Genomic DNA, 19190 nt, shown 5'->3' on the forward strand with positions numbered 1-19190 from the left:
GGATTGTTCTGTAAACTTCGAACAATCCCTTTGTCATCGTCAAAAATGATTCACAAATATTCCAAGTAAGACTCATTCCTAATTTGTTCGATACCATAATCGATGAACATCAATGAGTTTTGTATGATTAAAGGTCAATTTATAAATATCAGGCATATCAAGCTGTTGCCAAAATTGAAAATCAAATTTATTATTAAAATGATTCATGATGAGGACCATAATATTTCCATGAGTACCAATCACGACATTTTTCCCTTTATATCTTTCTACTACATCTAAAGTAACCTTAACTCCCCTTTTTTGAGCTCTGAGATTCGATTCCCCACCTTCCCAAGAATATGTTGGATTCTCCCACACTCTTGAAATAGCAACCTGGAAATCTTCTACCTTTTTATCAGATAATATTCTTTCCTTAAAATCATCCATAATTAGTATTTCTTTATTCAGCAACTTCGCAATTCCTTCAACCGTTTGCTTGGCTCTTAAATATGGACTAGAGATGATAAAGTCTATATTCTCTCCTTGCAAAAGATGAGTTATTTGTTTAACATCAGTAAATCCTCTTGCAGACAAAGGACGGTTATATTCATCTGGTGAGTACGTTGAGTGTGCATGTCTAACAAAGTATAAATTGGTTTCCAAACTTTCCCGCTCCCATCTAATATAATTCTCCAGATTTTCTATTCCTCTTTTTATAAAGCTATTTTTTCTTTAATCAGTTCTGTTAGCGTTTTTTCCGCTTTAAAAAATCCATATAGTGACTCATTATGTTCTACATTTTTCTGAACCTTATGTAGCAATTCAAGTGCCTTTGTTTTATTATCTTGTAAGTATGCAATCATAGCTTCGCCCCTGTGAAAAGATAGAGGCTCAATTCTCGAAAGAAATTGTTGATATTCTGAAATCATCTCCAATTGAACATCCTCTGATAAGAAATGTTCGATTTGTTTCATATGAATGATAAATCCTAATTGCTGCTTATTTTTCTTAGTGACAGGAATGGCAGCAAAATCTTTCAACGCATTTACCGCTGAAGAAAACCCAGCTTGTTCAATTTCAAAATAGTAGAGGAACATTGCATATTGTACATGATCAATAGATAGCTGCATTTGTCTCGCTAATTGTATCTGTTTAGAGTCCCAGTCTTTTGGTTGCTTTTTACTAAGTAATTCTTTGGATATATTTATTTCATTTATTAGCTTAGTAGTGTCTTCGTTATTCTTTAATAAAGAGAGGACTACATACCCATCTGTTTGCATATTGGTTTTCACTGGGATGATCGTTGCAAAGAAAATAGCACTATTCATGATGCCTAAATATATATAAAAAGAGTTAGTATATTGTCCATATAGTAGAAAGCTTGTCATAGCTATGATTAATGAAAGTATAGGTCCACCAGCTGCATACAGCATCATTTTTTTAATATTGTTTCCATTAGGTGGTGTCATCATTGCCACTCCACCAAAATGAAACCAATGTTTATTCTCTTTTAAGCAAAAACCTTTCTTTGTTTTTTCAATTAGCAATGGTCCAGTTGTAAAAAAGACAAATTGATAGCCACTCATTTTTCCAAATATAACATGCCCTAATTCATGCAAAGTAATTGCTAACCACAATGCCAATAATAGACTTCCTATCTGTATTGTCGCTCCAATGCTCTGTTTAAAATAGAATCCAATTGCAAGTAGAAAAATTGCAAAAAGAGTTACCCATTTTGGTGTTAAAATTGATTTCATCTGTCTAACTCCTATTTTTTTATTGTAATGTCACTATCATCTCTTCAAAGTACTCTGTAAATCACAAAACCATGTCTTGGTTGTGTGAGTGATGCAATAATATAAAAAATCTGAGTTTGTTAACTGTTCTTATCATGACAATCTAATCATTCAATTACTATATCGTTTTATGATATATCTAAAAGTAATATAACAGGCGCATAGTAAAAACGCAACCATAATTTCTATAAAATTCCTATAAATCCAAAAGGAAATTTGTTAAAAAAGTCAATTTTTTATTTAAGAACTTTTGAAACTAGATGACGTATGAATAATATCGAAGATTTGAAACATCAAAATAAAGGAGAGATAAAATGATTATTTTAACTTCTCTTTCCATTTTATTTACCGTAATGATTGTTTTCGTGTTAGGACTCATTATCTTTAAAATCGTAAAAAAATCAGAATGCTCCCGAATAATTCCTATACTCCTTTTGATTATATTACTGCACAATCTACTGTTGAATTTCATGAGGAAAAGGAGAAAACAATCGAAGAAGTAAAAAGTGGCGATAAAGATTCTAAATAACACTTTACAAGTAATTTCATAAAAAAATAAATAAAAAAGCTTGCATTAATGCAAGCTCCTTTACTTCTATTTTACTAAATGCCAACGATGTTGGCGATTTCTAGTTTTCTTTTCACCTTTATGTTCAATCGTAACAGTATAAGTTTCTAACTCTGGAAGTTTATCCCCTTGCTTTACTTCGACACGTTTCGCGTTTTTTACCTTACCTCCACCGTGTCCTACCTCAACATAAGTACCTGTTTGAGTTGCGGTTTCCCCTGATTTTAATGTCGCCATTAAAACAACTCCTCCTTTACATATATTTGGTTACCTTTCTATTATAAGGAATATAATACGATGATTGTATAGGCAATTAGTAACATTCTGATAACTTTATTTTTGGGACACGGGGGACACGGGGTCAGACCCTGTGTCCCACTAAAAAAACTCATCCATTAATTGATAAAAGTTAATTTTCGCTTTGTCATATCTTTGCATTCCATATTCATTGAAAAAATACGGGAGCATTTCTTTACCAAAATTATACGTAATACTTCTTACTGCAAGTGCTAAATCTTGATATCTATCAGATATTCCTGCTCTTCCCATATCAATAAATCCATTTATTTTCCCATTTTGCAAAATAATATTGGGTAAACAATAGTCTCCATGGGCAAATACTAAGTCTTCATCCTTGGGAACCGAATCCTTCAAATGTTGAAAAAGGACATCGGAGGGAATACCTTTTCTTTCCTCATCAAAATCATCCTCATTCACTAAACCTTTTTCAACTCTTAACCTTGCCTCTTCTAATTTTTTTGTACTGTCTGATCAAAAGAACATTGATCGATTTTTATTGAATGGATCATTTTCAATCCTAATGCTAATTGTTTCATTAAATCGGGTACAGACGTTGTTTTATCTATTTCAACTGAGGCATCTTTTCCTGCTATTTCAGAAATCAATAAGTACTCATTTATATCATCTTGTTCATAATAAAGTACTTTAGGAACTGGTAGTTTTCCTTGAAGCCATTCCAAACGTTCCTTTTCATTCAACAATTTCTCTTTTGCATTTATGGATTGAATTTTTAAGAATTGATGATAATTATCACCTTTTACACGAAATGTATTTGACTCTGAACAGCCAATAGTGATTTCTTCCCAGCTGCAACCTTTTAAAAGGCTCTCGAGATTTTTAGGTAATCTATCCATAGCCCTCCACCTTTTATGTCATCCTATTGTTTTTCAACATGGTCTAAAAAACTTCTTACTCTACCAATATACTCAGCTGGTTCTTCCAAATACGGTAAATGTGCACTTTGTTCATATACATGAAAAATTGATCCCGGTAAACAGTGACTATATCCTTCAACTGTTTGCGGTGTTGCTTCATCATAACGACCACATGTAAACATAGCAGGTAATTGAATTTCTTTTAAGCGTTCTGTAACATCATATCCCTTTAAATTTCCAGTAGTGCAAAACTCTGAAGGCCCCCACATTGTATTATAAACAATCGAATTCGATTTCGCGTAAGGTGATTCCATTTCCTTCGGTTTTGAATCTAGACGATACACAAACCGCTTATTAAATTCCTTCATCGCAGTTTTATACTCCTCTGTATCTGTGGTCCCTTCACGTTCACATCTAGATAAAATCTCTTGAACCTCTTCAGGCAATTGTTTTAAATGCAATGCTTGATCCTTTTCCCATTGTGGTACGCTTAAGCAAGGGCTAGAAAAGATAATACTTTGTACCCCCTCAGGCTGGTTCAGTAAATAGCTTGCTGCTAGCATGGTTCCCCATGAATGTCCTAGTATGTGAAGTTTCGAGAGACCAAGCGCTTCTCTAATTTGCCCTAATTCTTCGACAAAACGATCAATATTCCATAATGAATGATCGTTTGGCCGATCCGACTTTCCTGACCCTAATTGGTCATAAAAAATTACTTGTCGATCATTCCCCAAATTTTCAAGATGCATAAAAGGAACATGTGTCCCTCCTGGTCCACCGTGTAACAGGATGATTGGAGTCTTGCTTCCATCACCAACTATTTTATAATATACATTCCCGCCTGTAACAGCTATGTATCCTTCTTTCACATTTCTCTTCCTTTCTAATCTAAGACTAGATCTAAGTCTTTCAAATGATATAAAGCTTTTTCAATTGATGTTTCAATATAGCCAATGATTTGATTAAAGGTAAATACATTTAGATTTTCATCAAGAACTGCTTCTTCATATTGTATATCTTCATAAAGGAAAGGCAAAAATGCTTTTATATCTTCAATATGTACTTCATTTAGATCACAAATTTCATCAATTGTATCCGTATTATGTATTTGTACATCATTAATATGATAAAAGTTTAATAGCTTCCCATTTAATAAACGAAAATCATTATGATATAGCTCTAATATGCTTTCGTCATTTTCCATTCTGTTCTTTAGCCACGGCATGTAAAATCCTTTTAACCAAAGGTCATCTGCAATAAGATGTATATAATAGCCTAATAGATAGTCCGAGGGAAACATCTCTTTATAATTTTCGAAAAATCCATTAAAATCAATACTTCTTGTAAAGTCGCTTAAATTTCCGATATAAAAATGGGAGATTTCCTTTGATGTTACAGCATCTGGGGCTACTCCACCTAATATAAATGCTTCCTTATTCGAGATGGAGATTTTATTTGCTATTTGTTCAGCTATAATTAGATGCATGATTCTAGATCCCATCGGTCATCCTCCTTGGATAAGATCAATTGTCTGAATTAGATATAGTTATTTGCCTTTGTAAGCTTTACTACTAGATTTTTACACCTACCGAATAAGTATTTAAACGTTTTGATCCATTATTTACCTCTCTCCTCAGCCCTATAAGGAGAATTGCAGTTCTTCAACCTATTATTAGTAAAACATTATTGAGATAAGATTCTTTCAATTAAACAATCTACGGATCTTTTTAGCCATTTCTTTTGGCCTGACATCCAATGAGGCTAAACTACTTATGTTAACCCAAATAGGCTCATAGAAGCCTCTGCTCTTATCGGTATATTCCAATCCTTTACCTGTTCCAAATACTCCATCACGTATTTCCGCTAAATAAAAATATTGTATTCCATTAAAGTAAGCACGACCAAAATCGTCTATAATCGATATCCGTACCCCTAATTCTTCGTAGGCTTCTCTGATGGTCGCTTCCTCAGGAGTTTCCGAACTCTCAATACCACCACCTGGAAAAACATAATAAGTGCACCCATCTTTTATCCGTTTAATTAAAGCGACTTCATGATCTTTTATAAGAACCGCTGATCCTCTATGACGCATAAAATAAGGCTCTCCTTTTTAAAACATTGTTGCTATTTAAGTAAAGTTTTAACAAATAACTATCAGTTGAAGACAGCTACACCTTTCATTTCAATGAGAAAAGAACTACTTACTATATAAGAATCGCTGAAATCTTTTATTGGGTGTAAAAGCCGGAAATTGGACTTTTACAAAAACAACAAACTACAAACAGCCTAAAATAAACAACCTTTTATTTACCTTTCAAAATTGTTAGTAGCAAGGTTTAATATTTCTTGATAGATTGGGTTCCAATCAGAATGGATTTTTTTTACATCTTGAGGCTGAATGAATACCCTTTGTAATGATTCATAATCACCTAAAAAAGGGTGAATATGCTCTACTTCCATCCGATAAAACACTTGGTATCCTATTTTAGGATACGGACTGTTCTCATTCCAAAATGGGTTATAACAATGATTTACTTCAATATAACCAAGAAGTTCAACCATTCCTTCAACATATCCCTCTTCCATCGCTTCACGTTTAAAACAATCAATCGCTTCCTCATTTCCCTCTCTGTGGCCACCAGGAAAGTCCCACCCTCTATGATTTAAATTAACTAGTAACAGCTTTCCTTTAAAAAAGCAAAAACCATGCACACTCGTAATTAATTGTAGTTTTGGGAGCTCCTTACTAGTAATCCAAGTAAGTTGAACTGTGAATCTCCCCAATTTACAAGGATAGAAGCCATTATATTTCCTCCTAACACTCAACATATAAACTGCTTTTCAGTATGAGGAAAATTATTTATGGGTGCTCATCCACCATTTTAATGCTTTCTTTTCCAGCTCCAATACAAGACTTTCTTTACCATCTATATATGAATCAATATTGAATGGAAAACGTTTAGCTAATTCCATTTTCAAGTCACCGTACATTTTTACTGAATCGGGATGTTCACGCAGATAATCTCGAAACGCAAGATGTCTAATAATCTGTTTATTGTCTTTTTCATAGATGTGAACATGATGGGTTCGCTGGTCTCCACCCTTTTGAAAATATCTTCGTTCAGGTATCCCGTTTTCTCCCTTTGGCACATAACCAAGTGATCTCATTTCTCCATTAAACTTATTCACCAATTGAATATCCTTTACCACAAGCAGCATATCAATAATAGGCTTTGCTTTTAAACCTTTTACAGCTGTACTACCAAAATGATGGATCTCAAGAAGCTCTGTGCCAAAGATTTCTGTTAATTTTCGTGCTTCTTCCTGAAATAATATAATCCAATTTTCATTGTATTCAGTAACCTCTACTTTTCTCATAGACATTCATCCTCATATACTTTATGGAAAAAATATACTATTTTATATAACAGTTGAAGTTAATACTTCGTTTCTTACTTCTACTATATAATTGCGATATACTTGTTCTCTACCACCATTTTGTTCATACCAATTAGCTATTCGTTGTAAATGTGAGGAATCACTTTTAATTTTCGCTTCGATCCTTTGATAATCATCATAGCTGTCATATTCCCATATGGCAAATATTTCCATCATATCGTCTTCATTTGGCTTCATCCATCTTCCGATCAAACGCGAACCATGTTTTAATTGGTTCGGTGAATTCGTTTCATTAAAATGCTTATTAAAAATATCTACAAACTCCTTTTTTACTAAATAAAACTTTCGTCGATAAAACATTTTGATCCTCCTAATCAAATTTTATTTAATTGTTTCTCGAAACAACTTATTGAAAGAGATTCATCTACGACTATTTCTTCAATCTTCTGAAAACCATTTTTATAATAAAACTGTACAGCTGGTGTATTTTTGGATCCGGTTGATACTTTCATGGCAACATAATCTTTACTTCCCAAAATGTGATCAAGTAGATGTTGGGCAATTCCTTTTCTAAAATGATTTGGGTGTACAATTAATCGATGTATATCAACTACTCCCTTATTCACTTTAAATGAAATCACACCGCATAATTCTTCTTCAATAATATAACCATAGAAGGTTTCTTGGCATTTTTGGATATGTTCCACTGTGTCCTTTAATGGTGGGATATCATAGTAACCGATAATATCTGCCTCAACACGATATGAGGGAATTTGAACCTTCAAGATTTTCTGAGCAATATCCCGATGTTTATTTTCTAATTTTATTATCATATTAAACCCCCACGTTAATTTCCAACGATTCTTGTAACAGTTCCTAATAAACACTAATTCTCCAATGTACATAATTCATTATAAAAATAAAGTCTATCATTTTGTTCCTTCAAAAGTATAATAATACTTAATTATTATTTAAGGAGTGGTTTACTTGTTTATTAAACTTACTAAAGAACAAAAACAACTTATGATATCAGATATTCAATACTTTTTCTCACAAGAAAGAGATGAAGAAATATCGGAATTTGCTGCTGAAAGAGTATTTGATTTTATTAAAGAATCACTAGCTCCTCACTTTTACAACGCAGCAGTAAACGATGTAAAAACGGTCGTTGAACAGCAATATGCCTCACTAGAAGATGAAATTCTAACTCTTGAGCGCCCGATCAAAAAATAATTATGTTTAAACTTAAACAGAGTGAATGGAAATCATTCACTCTATCATGATTTAATTAGGGAAATATTCCATTGGTTCTGTACATTGAACATAACCATTTTTTTGATAAAAATTCACACTATCATCACTTGGCCAAACAATAACAAATTCATAATTATTTTCCTTTACCCATTCATTTATTCTTGATAGTAATCTGCTACCAATCCCTTTATTTCTATACTCTTTAACGGTATAAACATTAGTCATATAGGCAAAAGGTTTTGTAATCCTACCAGGTCTCGGAACTTTTTGTATTAATTCTATATATATATGGGAAACAATTATCCCCTCATCTTCAGCAATCCAGATAAACCATTGATCACCATCTAAATATTTCTCCAAAAATGTTCGGCATTCTTGCTTAAAATCTTCAAAGGCAGATGGTTGAATCTTATTCTCATAATCTTCTTCAATAGTAAAATCCCATCTCATTTTTATTAATTGATCAATGTCTTTTTCTTCAGCAAGTCGAATCTCCATAAGGTATCCTCCCGATTAAAAACTTGTAGTTTATCATGTTCCAAGTATTATGTTTTTCTAATGAATACTTCACCTTCAGTATTTTTTTGATTATCCCATTTAACATGGATTTCGAAGGTTCCTTCCTGAAAAAATAACGGAAATCTTCTCCGAATGGACTGCTGCATAGGTAACTGATGGATTTCATCTATATTAACCCATACTGGCTTGCCTTCAGATGAATTTTGCAGTAATTGCCCTTCAAATTCATTGGTTATATAATTAAAAATAATGTATCGATCATTTTTTTCTGGATTAACATACTCATATATGCCTTTATACTTTAGGTTTTTAACATCCAATCCGGTTTCTTCTTTTACTTCTCTAATTGCACATTCAACAAAGCTTTCTGGGAATTTTACTTTTCCACCAGGAGGTATAAAGCCATTGAAATGATCATGCTGTCGATCTAGTAATAGAACTTTATCCTGATTCTGAATCATACATACAGTCCAAAACTTATAATTAATTTCCTCGATCAAACACTTTTCCTCCAAATTCTTTTTTTCAGTAAACTTATAAAATTAAACCCATTCAAATTCAAATTGTAGTTTATATAAGCAAACTTTCGACAATTACTGTAAAAATTCCTGCAAGGACACCTATCCGCATATGACATTATCTATAGAATAGTCTTCAAATAATTTCTACTGATTGATAATTAAATAAATTTTAAAGGAAAATTTCTATCTTTGTCGAATAATTAAATAGTTTACTATGAGGAGGAATATATGGATGAATCAACGTCATGAGGTTTTGTTTAACCAACTAAAGAGCTATCGTAGTTATATTCTACATGTACTCGAAAATGTAACAAAGGAAGAAGCAGACATCGTTCCAAATGGATTTAATAATAACATTCGTTGGAACATGGGGCATATCTATCTTGATCAGTATTTATGGATTCATGCATTAACAAAGGATAAAATGGTAGAAATAGAACCACTTCAAACTTGGTTTGGCTTTGGAACATCACCTACTCAATTCACCTCTGAAACCCCTTCCTATGAAGAATTAAAGTGTTTATTAAAGAAACAACCTTCTGATATTAAAGAAACATATGGAGAGAGATTAGAAGAGGAATTTCCACCAACTGAAATGGGTATGCATACAATTGAACAAGTGCTTATCCGAACCATCTTTCACGAAGGAATGCACCTGCAAGCCATTCTTGATTTAAAAAAATGTATATTATAGAAACACCTGTGAGTTGTCTTATAAAATGACTTCCCTTTAAAGACAACTCTTTTATTCAAATAACTTTCTACATTACTAGATTAATATTGATATAGCAACATATACCAATAGTAAGGCCATTACTATATTAAATTGGTTTTTGTATTTTGAAAGAAATTTCTGAAAAACAGAACCGAACATTCCCCAACAAAAAGTACTTAAAAAACCTATAAATCCTAGAAATATTGAATAGAGAGTAATACTAATAGTTGATGATTGAAAAGGAAGAATAAAGGTTGCTACTACAGTTAAACCGTATAATATCCCCTTTGGATTGATAAATTGTAGAAGCATTCCTGTAGTAAAGCTATTATTTTTTTTATCACCTTCAGAATTACTATCTTTACTCGTTATAATTTTCACAGCAAGATAAATCATATAAACAGCGCCAATCACTGACATGGCAAGTTCAATTTTGGGAATATAGTTTTTTAAAAGCAAATTAAAATAACTGCATAATATCATAATGATAAAAAAACCTGTACCAACACCTAAGCAAAAACGAATGGTCTTTTTCAGTCCATAATTATGTGCAAATACCATCGCCATTATATTATTGGGACCAGGAGTAAAGCTGGCTACAAAAACATATAGTAAAAACGACATGATCGGCATTTCCTTCCCACCTTTCAAGAGGTATGTTATAATGACTAAAAAGGTCAATATAACGACTTTCTAATTTATTGTATATGAACATCACTATAATGTACAGAAAATTCGGAGGTAACTATGGAAGAAATTCATCAAATACTTGCTAAAAATTTAAAAGGAATAAGGGAAAGGAAAAAATTAAGCTTAGAAAAAGTATCCGAACTTACTGGAGTAAGTAAAACCATGATCGGTCAAATAGAAAGAGGTGAATCAAGTCCTACACTTACAACGATATGGAAAATCGCAAATGGGTTAAAAACATCTTTTACCTCATTAATTAATGAACCACAACCTCAGGCAAAAGTTGTTTTTCGTCATGAAATTCAACCATTAATCGAAGATAATGGCAAATATAAAGTATACCCTTATTTTCCTTTCCAAGAAAATAGGAGATTTGAAATATATACAGTAGAAATCGAAGAAAATGGGTTCCTACAAGCTGAAGCACATCAAGAAGGAACAGAGGAATTTATTACTGTTTATGATGGAATACTAACTTTATATGTAAATGATTTAAAATATACAATAAAAACTGGGGATTCTATTCGTTTCAAAGCTGATAGGGCACATACATATCAAAATACTGGTAATTCAATAACACGTCTTAGCATGACTATATATTATCCCTCCTAGGAGCAATCAAAAAACGTCTAGCAATTTTTTAGTTTGCTCCTTGTTTTCCTTGTCCCAAAATGGGTTATTGATCCCATTAATAATTAATATTTTATTTTTCCTGGTTACTAATCATAAAAGATCTATTTTCAAATTTTTAAATATTACTATTCTTAGGTCTTAAAAATGCTGATTGATTTATAAATCTGGACAAATCCATTTGAGGATATTCCCTTTGAACGATTTCATATAGTTCTTGAATAATCTCTTCAAGTATTTGAACACTTTTTTTGGGAGGTTCTAGTAGTATAGAAGATAATCGTTTTGCACTATCCTTTGGTGTGATTTTCATAGCCTCTAATGAATATCTTTGCCATTTAAAAGCAGGATGGTGGACATAATGCCGATTTAATCCAAACAACACGCCCATCACATTTGAATGTACCGATACAATAACTTGATGAAGCATCAACCAATCTTCACGTGCAAGTAATGCCTCACGATTGTTCCATTGATTCCCCATATCTAAGTAATGCTTAATCATGGCTTTACTCAGCTCATTTGGATAATGTGCCACTTTCTTTTTAAGTTCATTTATCACGTTATTACCAAATAGAACATGACCGTTCTGAACAGTTGCTACAAGACATTGTTTAGCTAATTCAATATCAAAATTTTTGATTACATCATTAATGATTCTTTTAACTGTAGAGGTTAAAAAGTTACTAATTTCCAATTTTACTCCTCTAGTAATATAAGTTTCTGACCATTCTTCCTCTTCATATGGGTAAAATTCAATGATACTACCATTTGTAACCTTTATAGGGGATAATCGATCTTCATCCAAGGGAGCTTCCTTCCAAAAAATAAATAACTCTATGTCCGAATATTCATCATCCCAATTACGCGAAACGGAGCCTCCAAGTAATACAGCATCTACTTTTTTATTTTTGCTATAAATTTTTGATAGATCAGACGCCAATAATTTTAAATTCAAAGTTTCTCACCCTTTTGTTCGTTTCTTTCCTATATATAATTGTTTTAAATTGAAAACCATAAATAAAAATATAACACCTATATTTTTTTGATCTTTAAGTACGATCATACCATTTTCATTTTGTAAGCGGTATAAGGCAATATAAAACATATAAATTTTTATTATTTACTTCTACTCTTTCAATAAGAGTAAATAAAAAAGCAAAACTTAAAAAATAAGCTTTGCTTTTCTTACGTTTACACTAATAGTAACTTTTTAATTAGACTAAATGACATGCAACAAAATGATTGCTCTGCACCTCTCGATATTCCGGTATCTTTTGTGCACAAATATCTGTAGCCAAAGGACATCTTGTTCGAAATTTACATCCAGATGGTGGATTGACCGGACTAGGTATATCTCCTTTTAATATAATCCGCTCACGCTTGATGGTTGGATCCGGTATAGGAACAGCGGAAAGTAGTGCCTTCGTATATGGATGTAAAGGATGATCAAACAACTCTTCTTTTGTTGAAAATTCAACGATGTTCCCTAAATACATAATCGCAATCTTTGTACATAAGTGCTCTACTACACTTAAATCATGCGAAATAAATAAGTATGATAACCCATGTTCACGTTGTAAATCACTAAATAGATTAATGATTTGAGCTTGAATAGAAACATCAAGTGCAGCAACAGGTTCATCCATCACAATAAATTCAGGGTTTAATGCCATTGCTCGAGCAATGACAATTCTCTGTCTCTGACCGCCAGAAAATTCATGCGGATAACGGTCAATATGATATGAAGAAAGGCCACATTTCTCTAGAACTTCTAATACCTTCGTTCTTACTTCTTTTTTAGATACTAATCCATGCTCAATCATTGCTTCACCAATTGCGTCGCCTACGCGAAGGCGGGGATTCAAAGAGCTGAAAGGATCTTGAAAAACAAGCTGTGTCTTTGTCCGAAGCTCTCTCAGTTCTTTTTTTGATAACGCAAAAACATCCCTACCCTTAAATGAAACCTCACCATCTGTTTTATCATGAAGTCTTAAAATCGTTTTTCCAATGGTTGATTTACCGCTTCCGGATTCACCGACAAGACCGAAAACATCTCCTTTTTCGATTGTAAAGCTAACATCGTCAACAGCTTTTACCGAATCTCCAAATTTTTCAAACATTCCTTTGGATACAGGGAAATATTTTTTTAAATTTTTCACTTCTAATAATGCTTCACCCATTTGTGACACCTTCCTCGAAAAGCCAACAAGCAACATGATGTTCGTCTGATACTGTTGAGAATGACGGTTGTTTGATGCGACAATGATCCATGGCATATTCACAACGATCTGCAAAATAACAGGATTCCTTTAGATCAACGAGATTAGGGACTTGACCTGCAATCGTATAAAGACGATCTTTCCTCTCTCCTATAACTGGTTTTGCTTTTAATAAGCCTTTTGTATAAGGGTGTTGGGGGTTGGAAAACAACTCCAGAACAGGACCTTCCTCCACAACCTTTCCAGCATACATGACGACTACATAATCAGCCATTTCAGCAACAACTCCAAGGTCATGGGTAATCAATAAAATTGATGTATTTAAATTCTTCTTAATCTCTCTTAAAATATCTAAAATCTGTGCTTGGATAGTTACATCCAATGCTGTTGTTGGTTCATCTGCAATAATTAATTTAGGATCACAGCTTATCGCAAGTGCAATCATAATCCTTTGAAGCATTCCACCGCTTAATTCATGTGGATATTGATTTATAATCTTCTCAGCATTTGGAATTCCCATCATCGTGATAAGCTCCATTGCTTTTTTATATGCATCCTTTTTACTTAGTAATAAATGTTCTTGAAGCGGTTCTATCATTTGCTCTCCTATGGTAAAAACAGGATTTAAAGATGTCATTGGTTCTTGAAAAATCATGCCAATATCATTTCCACGTAAACGCCGAATATCTTTTTTATTTAAATTCAAAAGATTTTTTCCAGAGAAATATACCTCTCCTCCATCTATCTTCCCATTTTCCGGAATAAGCTGCATTAATGATAATGCTGTAATACTCTTGCCACACCCTGATTCACCAACAATACAAACCGTTTGACCCTTATGTATCGAAAAGCTAACATCATTCACTGCTTTTACAACACCATTTTCTGTGTAAAAATTAGTTTGTAAATGATCTACCTCTAATAGCACCTCGCCCATTATACTATCCCTACCTTCTCATTTTCGGATCAAGGGCATCCCTCAGTCCGTCTCCAAGTAAATTTATCGATACGACCGTTAGAAAAATAACTGTTCCAGGTGGAATCCATAGCCATGGTCGTTTTCTAAAATCCATGAAATTATTCGCTGCATCCATCATATTTCCCCAAGATGGTGTCGGTGGAACAACTCCAAGTCCAAGGAAGCTTAATGCAGATTCACTTAATATCGCCCCTGCAACATTTAATGTTGCAACAACTAGTAAAAGTGGCACTGTATTCGGAATTAAATGATGTAAAATTTTTCGCTTATCACTTAAGCCTAGTACTTCCGTTGCCATCATAAATGACTGTTCCTTCAGAGACAAAATTTGCCCGCGAACTAAACGTGCAAGACCTGGCCAACCAACAAAACTAAGCATAATCATTATGATATAAAGACGATATTCAGATGGAACCTTCCACTCAGATAAAATGGCAGCAAGAATTAGGAGTAGCGGTAAACCTGGAATAGACATTAAAATATCTGCTAAGCGCATAATTACCATATCAACTATCCCACGATAGTAGCCAGATATTGCACCAAGTAATGATCCGATAACAATCGATAAAAACATGGAAGCTAAACCAATCGTCAAAGAGATTTGTCCTGCCATCATCAAACGAGTCAATACATCCCGTCCATAATTGTCCGTACCTAGCCAATGGGCACTACTTGGAGGCTGATTAATATCCGCAACATTTGTCCGATCAAGAATATAAGGTGAAAAATGTGGGCCAATAAAACTTACTAAAAACATAAATATTAAAAAGAATAAGCTGCACATCGCCCATTTATTTTTTTTCAACCGACGGTATGTTTGCTTCCACAAGGAAGGAGATTTCACTACACGTTCTGTTATGGGTTTCTTTATTAATGAGGTTTCTGATTGCAATTGACTTCCCTCCTTATTTTAATCTGATTCTAGGATCAACCGCCGCATAGGTGATATCAGCCAAGAAATTCCCAATGATCGTTAAACTTGATAGAAATAATGTAAATGCCATCAACACAGGATAATCTCGAAAACTTACAGACTCTAATTGAATTCTTCCAACACCAGGCCAATTGAATATTTGTTCCATAATAATTGCTCCAGAAAAAAGTCCTGGCAGTTCAAATGCTAGTAATGTAATAGCTGGAAGAATTGCATTTTTTAGCGCATGTTTAAAAATCACCGTACGTTCCTTCAATCCTTTCGCACGTGCAGTACGTATAAAATCTTGTCGAATAACCTCAAGCATTCCAGTACGAAAATATCTTGTTAACGATCCAACACTAAGAAGGGTAAGAATAATTACCGGTAGTATCATATGTTTACCTACTTCAAGAATATAAGCAAATCCTGTACTATGACTTCCTGTATCAATCATTCCACCGATTGGTAATATTTGTAGATCTACACCAAACCATTTTATGAACAAAAGACTTATAAAAAAAGATGGAAAGGACATCGCTGCAAAAACCAAAAATGTAACACATCCATCAAACCATGAATATTGCTTGATTGCCGAAAAAACTCCTGTTAGAAGTGCAATAGTCCAAGTTAAAAATAAAGCGATAATAGCTACGATGAATGAATTCCAAACATACTTATTTAACAGGGATATGACATTTTCCTGATGTTTTAAAGAATAGCCAAAATCACCATGTAGTGCATTTCCGAGCCAAGTAAAATATCTTTGTAAAATCGGTTGATCTAGTCCATATAATGCCTTCAATTCCTGGGCTCTTTCTGGAGATAAATTAATATTGGAATCAATATAATCACCCGGAAGCATCGCGAACAGGAAGAAAATAATAAACGAGGTTCCAAATAAAATGATGATCATCTGTAAAAATCTATGTAAAGTATACCTCTTCATCTTCTATCCCCCATAGAATAAGTTAGTTTAAAAAGTAGGCTGTTTTCGTATAGCTTGTTGCTATTGTAAAAGCCAAACTGCCGGATTTTACTTCCAATAAAGGATTCTAGCGGTTCTAATGGAGATTGCTGCTCTTTCTAATGATACTTGTTGCGATCCTCAATCGATATCTAATCGTTATAACTTTCCTTAAATAGCAACAATGTGTGAGAAAAGAGCCAAAAAGTAAAGGGGGCTGCCCCCTTTGCAAATATCTTGGAAAAAAAGTCATTTTCACTAAAATAATATTGCAAAGGGTCAGATCCCATATTTGACAATCCATTATATTCATTATTTTTTAATCGATATATTTGGCAAACTAGAGCTTATACCAGTGTAATTATCTGGATTTAAACCTTCAATTTGACCACTAATCGCTTTAGCACTTTGGCGGTAATGAACAAGAATGAAGGCAGGGTCTTTCCCCAACTCTTTATAAAGCTCATGATAAATCTCTTTTCGTTTCTCAATATCCAAGGTTGATAAGCCTTTTTGAATCAATTCATCTACCTTCGGATTTGAATAACCCGCTGAATTATTTGGATGATTTGTTGCTAATTCTTCTACGGGATCACTTGGATCGAGAATTTGAGAAGTAGAAACCGTTGCAAGGTCATAATCTTTATCAGATAACTTTGAAACTAATGCATTAAAGTCCATAATTTCCGGCTCAAATTTAATTCCAATATCTTGATAGTTTTCCTTTGCAATTGGTATGACTGGATCATCCGCCTTTGATGTTAAGTAATGTATAATTAGTTTTTTTCCATCTTTTTCTCGAATACCATTTGACCCTACTTTCCATCCTGCTTTTTCTAATAATTCTTTTGCCTTATCCGCATTAAACTCGTATTTATTTACTCCCTCATCATTGTATGCCCATGAGACTGGAGAAACTGGAACATTTGCTACCTGACCGAAGCCTTTGAATTTTACATCAACAATTTTTTGGCGATCCAAACCATAAATTAGTGCTTGCCTCACTTCCTTGTCTTTGAACTGTGGACGTGTATTGTTGATATAAATAAATCCGAAGTCATTCACAGGTCCGGTTTGGATTGAAGCGAATCCTAAGCTTTTTAATTGTTCCACTGTATCTTCATCTGCTGAGAAACCAGCATAGTCAAGTTCTCCTGTTTCAAACAACTGCAAAGAGGTGGTTGAATCAATAATTTTATAGATTAAATGCTTTGTTTTCGGTTTACCAGCATAATAGTTTTCATTAGCTTCATAACGAATCTCTTGACCAGGTACATATTTTTCAAATTTATAAGGCCCTGCACCCATTGGTTTAGAATAAAGATCTTTTAAATAATCAAGTTTGCCATATTGATAGTCTTTCCCGTAGTATGCTTTTGATAATATCTGCCCTCCAAGTAGTAGCAGGGATTTCGCATTTACTTTTTCGGTTGTAATTTCAATTGTGGTTGGATCAATTACTTTAATCCCTTCGATTGATTTAGCTTTCCCCTCCTTGTAATCCTTCCCACCTTTTATTGCAGCTAACGATATATCCTGATATCCGGCATAAGCTGGATCATGTAAAAGTGTTAATGTAAAAGCAACATCATCTGCTGTTAGCGGGGTTCCGTCACTAAATTTCAAGTTCTTTCTTAGATGAAATGTGTAGGTTAACTGATCATCTGATACATCCCAATTCTCAGCTAAAATGCCTACTGGCTTCCCTTCCTCATCTAAATTCACTAAAGGAGCAAAAATCGGATCAGTTGCATTTCCGTCCCAACCATTCTCATAAAAGTAAGGAAGGAACACCCCTCCTGGAGCTGAAATACCTGCAATAAATGTATCTTTTCTCGCTATTGCCTTGTCAGGTAATGCTGATAGATCGGTAGCTTCATATTTTTTACTTTCAGTACTTACTACACCTGCAACATTATCTACTTTCTTACTTTTTGATTCCGATGTTTCCTTACTGCTTGAGCTATTCAATGCACATGCGGAAAGTACCATCCCTAGTAATATTATACTGATAAAACTGATAATTCCCCTTTTCAATCTAATCACCCCTGTTTACTTTGTTTTAAACCTATCAGAATCCATTTGATTTAAACTGTTATGTATAATCATTCCTTTTAAAACCAACCAATCCGATAGGTTTTTACAAAATTAAATTGTACATACGAACTGCTCATCTGTCAATTAGTATTTTTCTAAAAAATACTATTTTTGAAAAATATATAAGGAATACAGCTTGACCACTAGGTTGTTCGTTACTTGTTATACAATATCTATTTAAATCTTCTGGTTGCAAAACTATTAAATAGTGTAAAAAAATAAATAGAAAGGAGGAATACATGTTAAGTCCAGGAAGTATAGTTGTTATTGGAGCAGTTGCTTTAATTGTATTTGGCCCAAAAAAGCTACCCGGAATCAGAAAAGCAGCCGGAAAGACATTAAGAGAATTTAAAAATGTTACAAACAGTCTTCTAAATGAAGATTTAGTAAAAGAGAAAAGTACAGTTCAAAAAGATAAAGTCAACGATAAACATCATACGAATGTTAATTTATAAACTGAGGAGATCCCTCATAAAAAGACAAATATAAAGAATTCAGAGAATCCATTTTAGATTGAATGACGATTTCTCCAATCCTTTATATATTTTGAGTATTTCTAAACTGCTTGGATTATTTCATCAACATAAATTAGGTTAATAGAAAACACCAAATGTTAGATTCCCGCATTGAACATTTGGTGTGAAATATAGTCTTCCGACAAAAAATAAGGTTTTTATCGTTAAATTTTGATTATCAAAACAATACCTTCAAATGGTGTTTGACCCAAATCTGTGACTTAAAAATCGCATTTTGAACACTAATTGAT

At 33.3% G+C, this 19190-nt stretch carries 26 protein-coding genes; 5 read left to right on the forward strand and 21 right to left on the reverse strand.

The genetic code is table 11. From position 1 onward, the window contains the following. Positions 1 to 78: 78 nt before the first annotated feature. Positions 79 to 642: a histidine phosphatase family protein gene (locus MHI39_RS13775; protein ID WP_071975823.1), complete on the reverse strand. Its 564-nt coding sequence runs from the start codon at positions 640 to 642 to the stop codon at positions 79 to 81. Between the two features lie 50 nt (positions 643 to 692). Next, the gene (locus tag MHI39_RS13780; RefSeq protein WP_071975822.1) at positions 693 to 1736 is read right to left on the reverse strand and encodes a M50 family metallopeptidase; all 1044 of its coding nucleotides are present in this window, start codon (positions 1734 to 1736) and stop codon (positions 693 to 695) included. 445 nt (positions 1737 to 2181) lie between these two features. Here MHI39_RS13780 and MHI39_RS13785 point away from each other — a divergent pair, with 445 nt between their 5' ends. Beyond that, positions 2182 to 2304 (forward strand): DUF3951 domain-containing protein, encoded by a 123-nt coding sequence (locus MHI39_RS13785; RefSeq protein WP_236722846.1) that lies wholly within the window; start codon positions 2182 to 2184, stop codon positions 2302 to 2304. 66 nt (positions 2305 to 2370) lie between these two features. Here MHI39_RS13785 and MHI39_RS13790 read toward each other — a convergent pair whose 3' ends face one another. The 10 genes from MHI39_RS13790 to MHI39_RS13835 all read right to left on the reverse strand — a co-directional run bounded on the left by MHI39_RS13790 (position 2371) and on the right by MHI39_RS13835 (position 7750). Beyond that, positions 2371 to 2580 carry a YjzC family protein gene (locus tag MHI39_RS13790; protein WP_058005371.1) on the reverse strand — a complete coding sequence of 70 codons (210 nt, stop codon included), beginning with the start codon at positions 2578 to 2580 and terminating at the stop codon, positions 2371 to 2373. Positions 2581 to 2721: 141 nt separating this feature from the next. Next, the gene (locus MHI39_RS13795; RefSeq protein ID WP_342539394.1) at positions 2722 to 3060 is read right to left on the reverse strand and encodes a phosphotransferase; all 339 of its coding nucleotides are present in this window, start codon (positions 3058 to 3060) and stop codon (positions 2722 to 2724) included. A 32-nt stretch (positions 3061 to 3092) separates the two neighbouring features. Further along, positions 3093 to 3497: a phosphotransferase gene (locus MHI39_RS13800; RefSeq protein ID WP_342539396.1), complete on the reverse strand. Its 405-nt coding sequence runs from the start codon at positions 3495 to 3497 to the stop codon at positions 3093 to 3095. 23 nt (positions 3498 to 3520) lie between these two features. Beyond that, the gene (locus MHI39_RS13805) at positions 3521 to 4387 is read right to left on the reverse strand and encodes a proline iminopeptidase-family hydrolase (RefSeq protein ID WP_058005373.1); all 867 of its coding nucleotides are present in this window, start codon (positions 4385 to 4387) and stop codon (positions 3521 to 3523) included. 14 nt (positions 4388 to 4401) lie between these two features. Next, positions 4402 to 5019: a zinc dependent phospholipase C family protein gene (locus MHI39_RS13810; protein ID WP_071975820.1), complete on the reverse strand. Its 618-nt coding sequence runs from the start codon at positions 5017 to 5019 to the stop codon at positions 4402 to 4404. A gap of 201 nt (positions 5020 to 5220) precedes the next feature. After that, positions 5221 to 5610 (reverse strand): NUDIX domain-containing protein, encoded by a 390-nt coding sequence (locus MHI39_RS13815; protein ID WP_342539400.1) that lies wholly within the window; start codon positions 5608 to 5610, stop codon positions 5221 to 5223. A gap of 215 nt (positions 5611 to 5825) precedes the next feature. Continuing rightward, the gene (locus MHI39_RS13820; protein ID WP_342539402.1) at positions 5826 to 6344 is read right to left on the reverse strand and encodes an NUDIX domain-containing protein; all 519 of its coding nucleotides are present in this window, start codon (positions 6342 to 6344) and stop codon (positions 5826 to 5828) included. Between the two features lie 30 nt (positions 6345 to 6374). Next, on the reverse strand, positions 6375 to 6896 hold the full coding sequence (locus MHI39_RS13825) for a GrpB family protein (protein WP_071975817.1): 522 nt from the start codon (positions 6894 to 6896) through the stop codon (positions 6375 to 6377). Between the two features lie 42 nt (positions 6897 to 6938). Further along, on the reverse strand, positions 6939 to 7277 hold the full coding sequence (locus tag MHI39_RS13830; RefSeq protein ID WP_251346501.1) for an NIPSNAP family protein: 339 nt from the start codon (positions 7275 to 7277) through the stop codon (positions 6939 to 6941). 14 nt (positions 7278 to 7291) lie between these two features. Then, entirely contained in the window at positions 7292 to 7750 is a 459-nt protein-coding gene (locus MHI39_RS13835; protein WP_058005379.1) for a GNAT family N-acetyltransferase, read from the reverse strand. A 154-nt stretch (positions 7751 to 7904) separates the two neighbouring features. On the opposite strand from MHI39_RS13835, the gene MHI39_RS13840 reads away from it, so the two are divergent. Next, the gene (locus tag MHI39_RS13840; RefSeq protein WP_071975815.1) at positions 7905 to 8150 is read left to right on the forward strand and encodes a DUF2164 domain-containing protein; all 246 of its coding nucleotides are present in this window, start codon (positions 7905 to 7907) and stop codon (positions 8148 to 8150) included. Positions 8151 to 8201: 51 nt separating this feature from the next. Here the strand turns inward: MHI39_RS13840 and MHI39_RS13845 are convergent, their stop codons facing one another. After that, positions 8202 to 8669: a GNAT family N-acetyltransferase gene (locus tag MHI39_RS13845; protein WP_058005381.1), complete on the reverse strand. Its 468-nt coding sequence runs from the start codon at positions 8667 to 8669 to the stop codon at positions 8202 to 8204. A gap of 47 nt (positions 8670 to 8716) precedes the next feature. Then, positions 8717 to 9190: an 8-oxo-dGTP diphosphatase gene (locus tag MHI39_RS13850; RefSeq protein ID WP_173720030.1), complete on the reverse strand. Its 474-nt coding sequence runs from the start codon at positions 9188 to 9190 to the stop codon at positions 8717 to 8719. Positions 9191 to 9443: 253 nt separating this feature from the next. On the opposite strand from MHI39_RS13850, the gene MHI39_RS13855 reads away from it, so the two are divergent. Beyond that, on the forward strand, positions 9444 to 9905 hold the full coding sequence (locus MHI39_RS13855; RefSeq protein ID WP_071975814.1) for a DinB family protein: 462 nt from the start codon (positions 9444 to 9446) through the stop codon (positions 9903 to 9905). Between the two features lie 75 nt (positions 9906 to 9980). On the opposite strand, the gene MHI39_RS13860 is transcribed toward MHI39_RS13855, so the two are convergent. Continuing rightward, positions 9981 to 10559 (reverse strand): LysE family transporter, encoded by a 579-nt coding sequence (locus tag MHI39_RS13860; protein WP_342539407.1) that lies wholly within the window; start codon positions 10557 to 10559, stop codon positions 9981 to 9983. A gap of 114 nt (positions 10560 to 10673) precedes the next feature. Between MHI39_RS13860 and MHI39_RS13865 the strand changes: the two genes are divergently transcribed. Further along, positions 10674 to 11228 carry an XRE family transcriptional regulator gene (locus MHI39_RS13865; RefSeq protein WP_342539409.1) on the forward strand — a complete coding sequence of 185 codons (555 nt, stop codon included), beginning with the start codon at positions 10674 to 10676 and terminating at the stop codon, positions 11226 to 11228. A gap of 136 nt (positions 11229 to 11364) precedes the next feature. Here MHI39_RS13865 and MHI39_RS13870 read toward each other — a convergent pair whose 3' ends face one another. The 6 genes from MHI39_RS13870 to MHI39_RS13895 form a co-directional block, all read right to left on the reverse strand. After that, the gene (locus MHI39_RS13870; RefSeq protein ID WP_342539411.1) at positions 11365 to 12204 is read right to left on the reverse strand and encodes a DUF4037 domain-containing protein; all 840 of its coding nucleotides are present in this window, start codon (positions 12202 to 12204) and stop codon (positions 11365 to 11367) included. 259 nt (positions 12205 to 12463) lie between these two features. Then, positions 12464 to 13429, reverse strand: a complete 966-nt coding sequence (locus MHI39_RS13875; RefSeq protein ID WP_342539413.1) for a dipeptide ABC transporter ATP-binding protein — start codon at positions 13427 to 13429, stop codon at positions 12464 to 12466. Further along, entirely contained in the window at positions 13422 to 14405 is a 984-nt protein-coding gene (locus MHI39_RS13880; protein WP_342539415.1) for an ABC transporter ATP-binding protein, read from the reverse strand. Before MHI39_RS13880 ends, MHI39_RS13875 begins: the two co-directional genes overlap by 8 nt. A gap of 10 nt (positions 14406 to 14415) precedes the next feature. Continuing rightward, complete coding sequence (gene opp4C / locus MHI39_RS13885) at positions 14416 to 15339, reverse strand: oligopeptide ABC transporter permease (RefSeq protein WP_058005387.1); 924 nt, start codon at positions 15337 to 15339, stop codon at positions 14416 to 14418. A gap of 13 nt (positions 15340 to 15352) precedes the next feature. Further along, positions 15353 to 16309, reverse strand: a complete 957-nt coding sequence (locus MHI39_RS13890; protein WP_342539418.1) for an ABC transporter permease — start codon at positions 16307 to 16309, stop codon at positions 15353 to 15355. Positions 16310 to 16639: 330 nt separating this feature from the next. Then, positions 16640 to 18319: an ABC transporter substrate-binding protein gene (locus MHI39_RS13895; protein ID WP_216383771.1), complete on the reverse strand. Its 1680-nt coding sequence runs from the start codon at positions 18317 to 18319 to the stop codon at positions 16640 to 16642. A 344-nt stretch (positions 18320 to 18663) separates the two neighbouring features. On the opposite strand from MHI39_RS13895, the gene MHI39_RS13900 reads away from it, so the two are divergent. Beyond that, entirely contained in the window at positions 18664 to 18879 is a 216-nt protein-coding gene (locus tag MHI39_RS13900) for a twin-arginine translocase TatA/TatE family subunit (RefSeq protein WP_216383712.1), read from the forward strand. Positions 18880 to 19190 lie beyond the last annotated feature (311 nt).

This window comes from Heyndrickxia sp. FSL K6-6286 (assembly GCF_038630395.1).
In the GTDB taxonomy this organism is placed as follows: Bacteria; Bacillota; Bacilli; order Bacillales; family Bacillaceae_C; genus Heyndrickxia; species Heyndrickxia oleronia.